The sequence below is a fragment of the Paenibacillus sp. FSL H7-0690 genome (assembly GCF_037980415.1).
Lineage (GTDB): Bacteria > Bacillota > Bacilli > Paenibacillales > Paenibacillaceae > Paenibacillus_AQ > Paenibacillus_AQ odorifer.
This window is the reverse complement of the sequence record NZ_CP150281.1, coordinates 1,490,259-1,502,679: the sequence shown is the minus strand read 5'-3', so window position 1 is coordinate 1,502,679 and position 12,421 is coordinate 1,490,259. Positions and strand designations below refer to the sequence as shown.

At 43.4% G+C, this 12,421-nt stretch carries 11 protein-coding genes; 3 read left to right on the top strand and 8 right to left on the bottom strand.

Annotation, left to right across the window (positions count from 1 at the left end; genetic code table 11):
• Nucleotides 1–58: 58 nt before the first annotated feature.
• The 4 genes from MHI32_RS06705 to leuB all read right to left on the bottom strand — a co-directional run bounded on the left by MHI32_RS06705 (nucleotide 59) and on the right by leuB (nucleotide 3,990).
• Nucleotides 59–1,162, bottom strand: coding sequence for an ATP-binding protein (locus MHI32_RS06705; RefSeq protein WP_036680098.1), 1,104 nt, complete (start codon nucleotides 1,160–1,162; stop codon nucleotides 59–61).
• Nucleotides 1,163–1,553: 391 nt separating this feature from the next.
• Nucleotides 1,554–1,961 (bottom strand): hypothetical protein, encoded by a 408-nt coding sequence (locus MHI32_RS06700; protein ID WP_036680100.1) that lies wholly within the window; start codon nucleotides 1,959–1,961, stop codon nucleotides 1,554–1,556.
• A gap of 225 nt (nucleotides 1,962–2,186) precedes the next feature.
• Entirely contained in the window at nucleotides 2,187–2,726 is a 540-nt protein-coding gene (locus MHI32_RS06695) for a peroxiredoxin (RefSeq protein ID WP_340012059.1), read from the bottom strand.
• Nucleotides 2,727–2,907: 181 nt separating this feature from the next.
• The gene (leuB, locus tag MHI32_RS06690; protein WP_076185413.1) at nucleotides 2,908–3,990 is read right to left on the bottom strand and encodes a 3-isopropylmalate dehydrogenase; all 1,083 of its coding nucleotides are present in this window, start codon (nucleotides 3,988–3,990) and stop codon (nucleotides 2,908–2,910) included.
• Nucleotides 3,991–4,216: 226 nt separating this feature from the next.
• On the opposite strand from leuB, the gene MHI32_RS06685 reads away from it, so the two are divergent.
• Nucleotides 4,217–5,197: an aldo/keto reductase gene (locus MHI32_RS06685; RefSeq protein WP_339189970.1), complete on the top strand. Its 981-nt coding sequence runs from the start codon at nucleotides 4,217–4,219 to the stop codon at nucleotides 5,195–5,197.
• A gap of 76 nt (nucleotides 5,198–5,273) precedes the next feature.
• On the opposite strand, the gene MHI32_RS06680 is transcribed toward MHI32_RS06685, so the two are convergent.
• The 4 genes from MHI32_RS06680 to MHI32_RS06665 form a co-directional block, all read right to left on the bottom strand.
• Nucleotides 5,274–6,365, bottom strand: coding sequence for a DUF5668 domain-containing protein (locus MHI32_RS06680; protein WP_076125478.1), 1,092 nt, complete (start codon nucleotides 6,363–6,365; stop codon nucleotides 5,274–5,276).
• A 17-nt stretch (nucleotides 6,366–6,382) separates the two neighbouring features.
• Entirely contained in the window at nucleotides 6,383–6,880 is a 498-nt protein-coding gene (locus MHI32_RS06675) for a hypothetical protein (RefSeq protein WP_076125480.1), read from the bottom strand.
• A gap of 75 nt (nucleotides 6,881–6,955) precedes the next feature.
• Nucleotides 6,956–7,408: a zf-HC2 domain-containing protein gene (locus MHI32_RS06670; RefSeq protein WP_038569222.1), complete on the bottom strand. Its 453-nt coding sequence runs from the start codon at nucleotides 7,406–7,408 to the stop codon at nucleotides 6,956–6,958.
• Entirely contained in the window at nucleotides 7,405–7,986 is a 582-nt protein-coding gene (locus MHI32_RS06665; protein WP_076125482.1) for an RNA polymerase sigma factor, read from the bottom strand. Before MHI32_RS06665 ends, MHI32_RS06670 begins: the two co-directional genes overlap by 4 nt.
• Before the next feature lie 103 nt (nucleotides 7,987–8,089).
• Between MHI32_RS06665 and MHI32_RS06660 the strand changes: the two genes are divergently transcribed.
• Together MHI32_RS06660 and MHI32_RS06655 are read left to right on the top strand one after the other, a co-directional pair.
• Nucleotides 8,090–11,188, top strand: coding sequence for an ATP-binding protein (locus MHI32_RS06660; protein ID WP_340012058.1), 3,099 nt, complete (start codon nucleotides 8,090–8,092; stop codon nucleotides 11,186–11,188).
• 83 nt (nucleotides 11,189–11,271) lie between these two features.
• Entirely contained in the window at nucleotides 11,272–12,417 is a 1,146-nt protein-coding gene (locus tag MHI32_RS06655) for a response regulator (protein WP_339189968.1), read from the top strand.
• Nucleotides 12,418–12,421: the final 4 nt, after the last annotated feature.

Genomic DNA, 12,421 nt, shown 5'->3' with positions numbered 1-12,421 from the left:
GCAAAGGCTGATCTCCGCATCTGTATTATCCGCAGGGATCAGCCTCTTATTACTTATTCTAATGGATTAATGGCAAAGAGATCACAAAATGAGTACCCTCGTTGACTCTGCTGCTAACAGAAATGCATCCGCCATGATTTTTGATGATGCGGTCACTTACGGAAAGACCCAATCCTGTACCATTCTCTTTGGTAGTAAAGAAAGGATTAAATAACCTGTCCAGTGTACGAATATCCATTCCTTTACCGTTGTCAGATATGAACATACGGACCTCAGAGCCTTCTCTGCGGGCACCAACCTCGATTTTCCCCATCGAATCATCTTCTCGATCCGCTACAGCCTCCATTGCATTTCTAATCATATTAAGCACAACTTGCTTCATCTGTTTGACATCGCCAGAAATCACCATGTCCTCTTGAAGAGGATGAAGATTGATCTGGCAGCCCTTCATTAAAGCTTCGCTCTCTGTAAGGAGAACAACCTCCTTGAGCAATGCGGACACGGGTATCATCCCCACCTGCGGAACTGACGGCTTAGAGGAGGACAGAAATTCATGGATAATATCGTTCGCACGATCGATCTCGGCCAATATAATCTTGGCATATTCCTCTTTCCCCAGTTGATGCAAGTATGGATGAAGCAGTTGAATAAATCCCCGGATCGCGGTCAACGGATTGCGGATTTCATGGGCAATAGATGCGGATAATTTGCCTAGCATAGCCAAGCTATCGTTCTGGTAAGCCGTTTGTTCGATTAACTTATAATCCGAGATTTCCTTGACAGTGAACAAATAACAGCCTTTCATTTGCTCTCCGCAGCATAAAGTAACCTTCCAGTAACGGCCATACTCGTCTAGAAACTCATAATTTGATTTTCCTTTGTATACCATCTCTCTGTAGCTCTGCAGTACTTGTTTTTTCTTGGAACGGCTCAGTCGAACATTAGACAGCAGATGGGAAAATGTGCAGCCCACAAGAGAGTGACGGGTAAGCTCAAGCATCCCGTACATTTGCTTATTTACAAAACTTATAACTCCCTCTTCATCAAAAAGCATGATTCCGCTGTCAATATTCTCTAGAACATCCTCGTATGTAGTATCCACAGGTCCAGTTTGATAGGTTCTTCCCGGTAATAGAAGACTTTCTTGATATTGGCTAATCACGATACGAAGTTCCCCCTTTTACTGCATTTGACGAAGACGCTTAAGCGACATCAAATTACTATGTATTTGAGTGTATGACGAAGCCGCCAGAACATTCGGTAATCGTTGCACTTTTTCCAACCGGTTCAATTATATTCCAATCATATCCAAGAGAACTAGACAACGCAATCGGAGAAACTGTCGAATGGTAAAAAAATTCATAAAATGATTCCAAAGACATATGAAACATCACATCAAATTATATTTATCGCTATTTATTCGCCTAAATGATTTAAAAAAATCTAAAAAGGATCACGAAAAACTAAAAAGGATTATAAAAAGCTAAAAAGCCCCCGCGATTGCGGAGGCTTACATGGAAAAATGGGGCATGCCCAAAAAATTAGTAATAAACTTATGCCTTTTGTTGCAGGCGTAGACGGCGCTGACTCATCACAGCTAACCTTTTTTTCAATTCCCGTTCCCACTTGGTATCCTCAATCTGTTTGGCTACAGCTAGCAGGTCAAGCGCCATATCGATTTGATTGCGTACAACGGCTAGAGGATCTTCACTCTCGACGTTAATGACGTTCTCGAATATTGCAGTTTCGTCTTCCATGACATAGTCCTGAAAGTCCACGTCGGTAACACCATCTCCATGTGCATATTCCGCTAAGATCTCATATTCATTCTCGACCTTGTAGTGAACCTCCACACGATGACATACCGGACAAAAAAGCAGGGGAACATTATGGACTTGCGTGCGATAATGTTTTAGGGTCCCCTTTGTTCCTACCATACTCGCTCCACAGCAAAAGCTCATATTTGTTCGCCCTCCTTAGAAATAACCCTTTGATTGTTTATTATTGTATTACATTACCCCAATGGAGATTCCTCCACTCGAGGACATAATATAACTTTTCGCGCCTATTTTCAAATCTATTTAGATATACAAGATCTTTTGGAGCAAAAAACCCCCTTACAGAAAATTTTCTGCAAGGAGGTAGAAATCAGAATATCAAGGATCACTATGATAACGGTCTAAAATTTACAGATTCTTATCTCCCGGCTTCCAGTTCATTGGGCATAAACCACCAGATTGCAAGGCTTGCAGAACACGAAGTGTTTCTTCCACGCTGCGGCCTACATCATTGTGGTTAACGACTTGATATTTCAATTCGCCTTCAGGATCGATTATGAACAAACCACGCAATGCGATACCTTCTTCTTCAATCAGAATGCCATAGTCTTTAGAGACTTGTTTCGTAATATCAGCTGCAAGCGGGAAATTCAAACGACCCAGGCCATTAGAATCCTTAGGGGTATTGATCCAAGCTTTGTGGCTGTGGATCGAATCGATGCTTGCGCCGAGAATCACTGTATCAAGTGCTTCAAACTGTGCTGCTGCGTCACTCAGAGCTGTGATTTCAGTTGGACATACAAATGTGAAATCAAGCGGATAGAAGAAGAATACAAGCCATTTGCCACGATAATCAGACAAGCTTACTTTACCAAAATCCTTACCATCACCTGATACGGTTTCCATAGTAAAATCGGGAGCCGGTCTACCTACTAAACGTTCCGCCATTGCTAGAATCCTCCCTCTGATTATGTAAGAAAAAGTACCATTTGTATCTCTCAATATACTGAAATATATTGAAATTTGCAGAAATCGATAATATCTTGTCTACTAAACAAATGGTATCATCGCACAAAATCAAAGTCAAGATTAGATCAATTATTTATTTGTAATCATTATAAACTAATAATTAAGCTGTGCGGATTGCTGCAACAATCAGGTCGCCCATTTCAGTTGTACTGATCGCTTTGCTCTTATCCACGGCGATATCACTTGTACGGTGCCCTGCATCCAATACTGCAGCAACTGCAGCTTCGATTGCAGCAGCAGCATCCTCATAACCAAAGGTTAAGCGGAACATAAGGGCCAGCGACAAGATTGTTGCGATCGGGTTCGCAAGCCCTTGTCCGGCAATATCAGGAGCAGAGCCGTGAACGGGCTCGTAGAGACCATAGTTGCCGTCACCCATCGAAGCCGAAGCAAGCATACCGATAGAACCTGTCAGCATAGCAGCCTCGTCGCTCAGGATATCACCAAACATGTTCTCAGTAACGATAACGTCAAAGCTAGATGGACGGCGCAGCAACTGCATTGCGCAGTTATCAACCAGTACATGCTCTACCTCTACCTCCGGATATTCTGGAGCGATCTTATTCACAACCTCACGCCACAAACGTGAAGTTTCAAGTACATTCGCTTTATCAACACTCGCCAGTTTATTGCGGCGCTTGCCGGCAATTTCAAAAGCTTGGCGGACAATTCGTTCTACTTCCATTACGTTATATACACAGGTGTCCACAGCTTCTTCACCATGTTCTCCTTGACGGCGCAATTTATCTCCGAAATAAATCCCGCCAGTCAGTTCGCGAACTACCATAAGATCTGTGCCTTCCAGGACTTCAGGCTTCAAAGTCGAAGCATCCTTAAGACAGTCAAATACGACAGCTGGACGCAGGTTGGAGAACAACCCCAGTGCTTTGCGAATTCCGAGCAGTCCGGTTTCAGGACGAAGTTCCTTTGGATTATTATCCCATTTCGGTCCACCAACAGCACCCAATAACACAGCATCTGCGCTACGACAGATTTCAAGTGTATCTTCCGGCAGCGGAGTGCCCTTCTCGTCTATAGCGATACCGCCAAATAATGCATGCTCTGTTTCAAAGGCATAACCGAATACTTCTTCTGTTACTTTCAATACTTTTTCCGCTTCTGCTACAACTTCTGGTCCAATACCGTCCCCTGCGATAACGGCGATTTTTTTAACTTCACTCATCTCAGTCACTCCTCAAGTTTTCTGCTCTAACAGACATAGTTCTTCTTTATATTGTTGTATCATACCCAGTCGTAAAGGACAAAGATATAGATTCTATTGAGCTGATAGGTATAGCCTATAAACAGTGAGAATCAGACCACCACCGTGAATGCTGAGCATATTTGCTCTTAGTTCTGAAGATGTTTACAATTACTATGAAGTCATCTATCAAAGGAGTGAATGCGAAGTGCATTATACAAAGCTTGGCAAATCCGGCATGAAGGTCAGTCGCCTATGTCTGGGAACGATGAATTTTGGCCCACAGACGGATGAAAAAGAAGCCTTCCGCATCATGGACGCTGCACTGGATGCAGGTGTTAATTTTTTTGATACCGCTAACATTTACGGCTGGGGCGAAAATTCTGGCCTGACTGAAACCATTATCGGACGCTGGTTTAAACAAGGCGGCGGGCGGCGGGAAAAGGTTGTACTAGCCACCAAAGTTTATGGAGCCATGAATGATAAGCTTGATGGTCCTAATGATGAAGAAGGATTATCCTCATATATCATTCGCCGCCATCTTGAAGGGTCCCTGCAGCGTCTTCAGACCGATCATATTGAATTGTACCAGATGCATCATATAGACCGCAGTACGTCCTGGGAAGAGCTCTGGGGAGCTTTCGAGCTGGCTGTGAATCAAGGCAAGATTGGTTATGTCGGTTCCAGTAACTTCGCAGGCTGGGATATCGCCGTAGCTCAACAAGAAGCTAAGGCTCGTGGTTTTCTTGGACTAGTCTCAGAGCAGCATAAATACAGTCTGACCTGTCGGCTTCCTGAGCTTGAAGTTTTGCCAGCCGCTCGCCATCTGGGGCTAGGTATTATTCCTTGGAGTCCACTCGATGGAGGTCTTCTCGGAAGAAATGCACTCAAAAAAATAGAGGGCAGCCGAAGTGGCGGAAATGCAGATCGTGTAGAGCAGCACAAGAGCCAGCTTGAGGCTTTTTCCAGCTTATGTATGGAGCTAGGAGAACCACAGGATAATGTCGCTCTTGCTTGGCTACTGGCTAATCCTGCTGTAACAGCTCCTATTATCGGCCCCCGCACACTGGAGCAATTCGAGAGTGCGCTGCGCAGTCTTGAGATTGTACTAGATGAAGCTGTGCTTAAACGACTAGATGAAATATTCCCTGGACCCGGCGGTGAAGCCCCTAAAGCCTATGCTTGGTAGGTAAGTTCTATCATAAAAGGAGCTGAGGCCTCAGCAGAATCCATTCGCTGAAGCCTCAGCTCCCTTTTACTCATACTTATTCAGCTGTGTCCACGGTCACACTTCCATTACTCGTGCTTAAATCCACAGTATACGTGGCTTTACCAAGCACAGCGGTACCATAGCTATCGCCGTCCCGATCCCAGGGTACATTCCCCTTCAGCGAGCCATTACTTGTATCTGCAATAATCTTCGCATCCGACACGGCCGGTAAGCCCACTATAATCTTTCCGTTACTGGATGTACATTTCCAGTTTCCGGTCACTGCTGAGTTTATAGTAATTTTGCCATTGCTGCTCTTGGCTGACAACGCCCCATCAATGTTATCCAATACTATGGCTCCATTAGAGCTCACAAGTTCAACTTCACCTTGGATATTCTGTACGGATAGTGACCCATTGCTGGTATGTGCATCCACTTCGCCGACAATATCATGAATATTTAATGCACCATTACTTGTCTCAACCTCTATACCTGACTTAAGATTCCAGGCTTCTATAGAGCCATCACTTGTCTCAACCTCAACAGCAAGGTTATTGGGTGCACTTATATTTAAATAAGGACTTTTGGTATTGAATCCAAACTGAATGTTAGAGAACCAATTATGATCGGTATCAAGCTCCATAATCAGTGTATCTCCTTCAGTACTAACCTTCCATTTCTTTTCTAATGCACTTTCAGCATCACTTTGCGATTTTCCAGGCAGCAGTAAACTTCCCTCATAATCCAAAGAGCTTCCAGCTACACCCTCAACCTTTACTTTTCCACTTGGAAGTACGATTTTGAGCGTCGTAATATTCTCTTTCACTTCCACATTCCCACTAAGCGGAGTTAGATGTGTATTACCGATCAGATTGCTGAGTGAACCTCCGGCCATTACTGTCTGAGCACCACTTGCTCCGATCAGCACAATAATTAACAGGATGGCCCAGCCGCTTACACGGCTTTTGACATCGGATTTGATAAAAAGTCTAATCAACATCTCAAGTCCGAATAAGACCAACAACGCCGGCCATAAAAAACCAAGCACCTCATAGCTGATCATATCATACTGAGCCATCACGATAATGACACCAAGGGCAATGCAGCCCAAGGCTGCTGTGAAACTTCCTATTTTCCATCTCCCCATAGTTAAATCCCCGTTTCTTATGCTCTCGTATTATTCCTTAACATCTTCAGTCCGTACGCAATCAGACCCACTGATAATAAGATCGTGCCGATGTTGATCTCAGTCAGCATATCCCAAAGGGTAGGGAAAGCTGTGATTACCAACATGAGGAATCCAGCAACAACACAGCCGATTCCCACCCAAGCTGGATTGATCTCTTCATGTGGATATCCAGGCATAGAGGACATACCCATGGTCCAAGGGGCTCCGAAGCTGTCTGGATGAAACATCATTCGTTCGTGTTCAGCAGCCGTTATTTTCATCCAAGCCGCCTTCTGCAGGGCATCAAACAACTGATAAAACCACAGCGCCGCCAGGGCAAACGGGAAGATCAAGGGCTCGGACGGAATAAACATTATACATAAGGAGGCCCCGATCATAAACTGTAAACCCTGCTTTTTAAAACCTAAGTACAAATGACCTACTCCAGGTATCATAGCCAGCATAAAAGTGAGCCAACGTCTCTTCTTAATCATAATACATCCTCCTAAAATTTGGGTAGCAAAACTTTAGCCAATTTAAACATCTATTGATGATCAATTATTTTATTACTATCTCCCAAAGCCACCAAACCACTGGGTTACTGAATTCGACATATGGCCGTTTATTTCGGTAATGCCATAGGCCAAATTCTCAAATACCCCAAACTGCAACAATAACAAACTGAGGCAAGCAGCCACTCCATAATGAATCCATGAGGTTTTTGGGGCAGAACGACGTCTTACATTGGTTGCCTTAGTCGCTCGTGATCTGCGCCCTGTTTCGAGCTGCTCAATATGTGTCATAACATCTGCTGCGAGATCCGGGAAGTCCATCTGCGCCTGCAACTGTTCTCTGTCAGCATCCATTTCCGACCACAGCTCCGACATTGCCTTGGCTTCCTCCAGCCACTCTGCGCAATCAGGACATGACTCTATGTGCAATCGGATACTCAGCTCCATCTCTGGAGACAGTAGGCCGTCTATATAATGTGGCATCCATTCCTTCACTATTGCACAATTCATCGCCATTCCTCCCTTTGTTTACGCATCATCTGTCTGGCTCGATAAAGCTGCGATTCGATTGTTTTCACGGAAACTCCCTTTTGCTCTGCAATCTCTTGATAGGAATTCCGCTGAAAATAGTACAGCTGGACGACCGACCGGTACGGTTCCGCCAGACTGTTCACATTCTCACCTAATTCAGCTGATGTTTCCTGCTCAAGTACCTCATGCTCCGGAGTTTGAGACGTTACCCAATCATTTTCTGTGTAATCAGCTGCACTTCGGTACTTCCACTCCCTATCGTTGGCCCGTTTCCAGTCCAGACAGGTTCGGTAGGCAATCCGATACAGCCATGTCGAGAAGGAGGATTGTCCTCTGAAAGAGGGGAGCGCTTTATATGCTTTTATAAAAACCTCCTGGGCCATATCTTTGGCCGATTCGGCTTCTCCTGTGATTTTGACGCATACTCTGTATACCATGCCTTGGTAACGTGTCACCAAATGCCCAAAGGCTTGATGTTGACCGTTCAGCACAGCAGCAATCCATTCTGCCTCTTCCAGCTTTCTCCCCTCCTTAACCTTCATAACGTTAGACGCCAACCAATCGTTCTCCCCTGCAACCTATACATAAATTTTTTTGGTTTTTTTGAAATAGGCTGAAGAGAGGAATATATAGTTTGTTGTCGAATAATGTTTAACTACTATGACTAAAAGAAAACTCTTCTTAATTATCGCATTGTTTCTTATTGTACTCACTGGATTCCGTATCCTATGGGTAAAGATTTCTCCGCACACCACACAACCACCACTGATCAATGGTGTGTTGGATTTACGGGATAAACAATGGAATCAGGACAAACTCCTTATTTTAAGTGGGCAGTGGGAGTTCTATCCGGGTATGCTGCTTCCTTCATTCAACGAACAATCTGTAACTGCTGCTCCTGCAAAATATATACAAGTCCCGGGGAACTGGAAAGATGCCCTTAGCGATAGCGATAAATCTGCTTATGGCTACGGCTCCTATCGGCTACGTGTCCTAACAGATAATCATAAGAAGCAATCCTATAGTCTTCTAATTTCCGGAGCTCGGTCCTCTTCAGAAGTGTATATCAACGGTGAACGGCTGGACAGCTCTGGCACTCCTGCTGAGAGTAAAGAACACTATATTCCGTACATACTGCCTTATTCAGTATCCTTTACAACCGATAAAAGTGAACTTGAAATTGTGATCCATGTAGCCAACTATTCCTTTTCCCAAACGGGAGGAATTTCTAAAACGATTGTATTTGGCAGCGAAAAAGCTTTAACACAGGAAAGACTGCTCTCTATTAGCCTACAGTTGCTATTATGTGTTGTTCTAATACTGCACGCTGTATATGCTGTTATTTTATATATAATTGGGCTGCGGCAAAAGATGTTGATCTATTTTTTTCTACTGGTAATATCCGCTATAACTACCGTACTCATAGATGATGACAGGCTTCTATTGCACGTATTTCCCTTGAACTATCAATGGAATTTCAAACTATTTTACATCTCTTATATTGCTGTATTTATTTTTATCCTGCAGACAAGCAAACATCTTTTGTTCGCGGATTTAAAAATAAAAAGTATTCGTATCCTAACCATCCTGTCCGTAGTAGACATCCTGTTCATATTATTTGGACCCGTTGTTCACTATTATGAATTTCACACACTGATTTTCGGCATAAATTTATTAGTTTTAGCATTAGGTGTCGTAATTCTTTTTCTGAGATCTATTATTAAAAATTACGAAGGCTCTATTTTCCTGTTGTTATCTATGTTTGCCATCGTTAACAGCACACTTTGGGGAATGTTCAAGAATTATAACTGGGTTAACGTTACCTATTATCCTTTTGATCTAATTATCGCCTTTTTGTGCTTTGCGACTTTTGGATTTAAGCGATATCACTGGAATACCAAGGAGACAGAAAAACTGGCGCACAGCCTGCAGAGAAGTGTTACACAAAAGGATGCTTTTTTGGCTAACACCTCACATGAATTAAAAAATCCGCTGTACAGTATCATTAACATTGCCGAAACTGTCCTGGACAGCGAGCGTGACACTGTAACGCATCAAAATGCTGAGAATTTAAAACTGCTCATTACCGTTGGAAGACGTATGTCTCTTCTGGTAGACGATCTGCTGGATCAATCCCAGCTCCGTGAAAGCAATATACAATTGCAGCTCAGAGAACTTAAGATCCAATCCTTCGCAGTGGGTGTGCTTGATATGCTCAAATTCTTAACGGAAGGGAAATCTTTAACCTTAATCTCAGAAATACCAGATTCATTCCCTTCTATTGTGGCTGATGAAAAAAGACTCATTCAGATCTTGTTCAATCTGCTTCAAAATGCTGTTAAATATACGACTGTAGGCACGATAAGAATCCATGCAGATATTCATAAAAAATCGGCGCAGATTCATATTACGGATACGGGTCTTGGCATGAACGAGGAGACGTTGCTCAGAGCTTTCCAGCCCTATGAACAGGGCGATTCCAGCATGAACGAAGTTAGCGGTGGCATCGGGCTTGGATTAAGCACCAGCAAGCAGTTAGTTGAACTTCACGGCGGGAAAATAAGTGTAGTCTCTACACTTGGAGAAGGTACTACCTTTACATTCACAATGCCATTATACGATTCAACCAGCCGGGTATTGAGTTCAGAACTGCCCTCTATGACTGAATTCTCAGACACGCCATCTATGATCACTTTATCCAAATTAACCGCACCGGGTATCGTTTCATCAGACCATGGAAGGAGACCCAAGCTTCTGGCTGTAGATGATGATCAGGTTAATCTAAAAATACTTACCAACGTACTTTCCATCAAGGACTATGAAATCGTTACGGTGACCAGCGGAAACGATGCTTTACTATTGCTGGATACCGTTCAGTGGGATTTAATTATTACAGATGTAATGATGCCACAAATGTCCGGGTATGAGCTGGCGCATAGAATTCGTGAACGTTACACCATTGCTGAGCTTCCCATTCTGCTTCTGACGGCACGAGGCCAAGCGGAAGATATTTATACCGGTTTTATTTCAGGTGCAAATGACTATGTAATGAAGCCTATGAATGCAATAGAGCTGAAGGCCCGTGTACGCTCCTTAACAGATCTAAAACAGTCCGTAAACGAACGGCTTCGTGTGGAAGCTGCCTATCTTCAAGCGCAAATACAACCACATTTCTTGTTCAACACATTAAATTCAATATCCGCGCTGGCTTCTTTTGATATTAATAGAATGAGTCACCTTGTGGATGCCTTCAGCTCTTATTTGCGTTTAAGCTTCAATTTCCTGAATGCTGAGCCTATGATACCGATTGAACGAGAGCTTGAGCTTGTTCATGCCTACCTCTACATAGAAAAGGAGCGCTTTGAAGATAGGATGACCATTCTTTGGGATTATGAGGAAAGCTTGCATTTTCAGCTGCCGCCTCTGACTATACAGCCACTGGTTGAAAATGCTGTCCGGCATGGTATTTTGAGTCGCTCCCAAGGAGGAACGGTGTCCATAACCATCAAGGAACAAGCTGGCGATATTGAAATCACGATATCAGACAATGGCCAAGGCATGAAAAACGAACAACTCCAGCAGTTGCTCAGCAATCCGTCTAATGATGCAAGAGGAATCGGATTTTTAAATACACATAAACGGCTGCTGCGGGTCTACGGAAAAGGGCTGCAGATTAAAAGCTCCGAAGGGAAAGGAACTTCTGTGAGTTTTATTATTCCTTCTGACAAAAAAAATCCGCTTCGAAAACTTTCTGATTAACAGACAAACTATTGTGAACCGAAATATCAAGTAAGGATTCGACGTATTTTGGCTAAAATACTATATCTGAGTGGTGATTAATAATGATTCAGGCAATATTAGTTGACGATGAACGGCTTGCCCTTGTGAAATTAGAGTTTATGTTAAAAAAAATACCATCTTTACATATAGCCGCTTCCTATACGGACCCCTCACAGGCCATTCAAGAGGCTCCGTCTTATCATCCTGACGTTATTTTTATTGATATTGAAATGCCTGAAATTAATGGTCTTCAAGCTGCGGAGATGCTCCAAGAGGCCTGTCCAAATGCAAATATTATCTTCGTTACCGCGTATAACCATTATGCTGTGGAAGCTTTTGAGATTAATGCGCTCGATTATATTTTGAAGCCTGTGCGAAATGACCGACTATTGAAAGCTGTCCAGCGGTTAGAAGAAAGATTAGCACTTGCACCAAAACTCATAATTGCAAAAGAAGAGGTAACCATTCGTTGTCTTCAATCGCTTCGTTTTGAACGAGGCGGACAATCTCTGAATAATCTGCGTTGGAGAACCTCTAAGGCCCAAGAGTTATTTGCCTTTTTGCTCCATAATCGCAACCGCTTCGTAAGTAAAGACATGCTGATTGAACTGCTGTGGCCAGACTTCAATCTGAAAAAGGCCTCTACCCATCTCTATACAACAATTTATCAAGTCCGGCAATGCTTAAAGCAGAATGAAGTCGACCTGCATATCAGCAACCTTAGCGGGGGGGAAGGCTATACCCTTGAAACCGGATCAATGTTGATTGATGTAGATAAGTGGGAACAGGGTATCCTGGCTCTGGAAACCATCAGTGAAGTTAATTGTGCGGAGCATCAAGTTTTATTCGAGCTTTATTCTGGAGATTACTTTGACGATTATGATTATTTATGGGCTGAAAGTGAGCGGCAACGCCTTCGTACCATTTGGCTGCACCATGCAATGGGCATAGCCCAATTTTATATAGAAAGCAACAGAATTGCCGAGGCCGTTACTGTCTATCAACGAGTAGTGCAGCTACAGCCTTATTTTGAACAAGGGCATTTAGGATTAATGAAGGTCTACGACAGTATTGGAGAACGTTCCGCTGTGGAAGAGCAGTACAAGCTGCTCAAGGATTTGTTCCAAAAGGAACTTAACCTTGGCCTTCCAGCCAGCGTTGAGCAATGGTACGAGCAATGGGAGCAGCTTAACCATAGAGTGCGATGAGCTA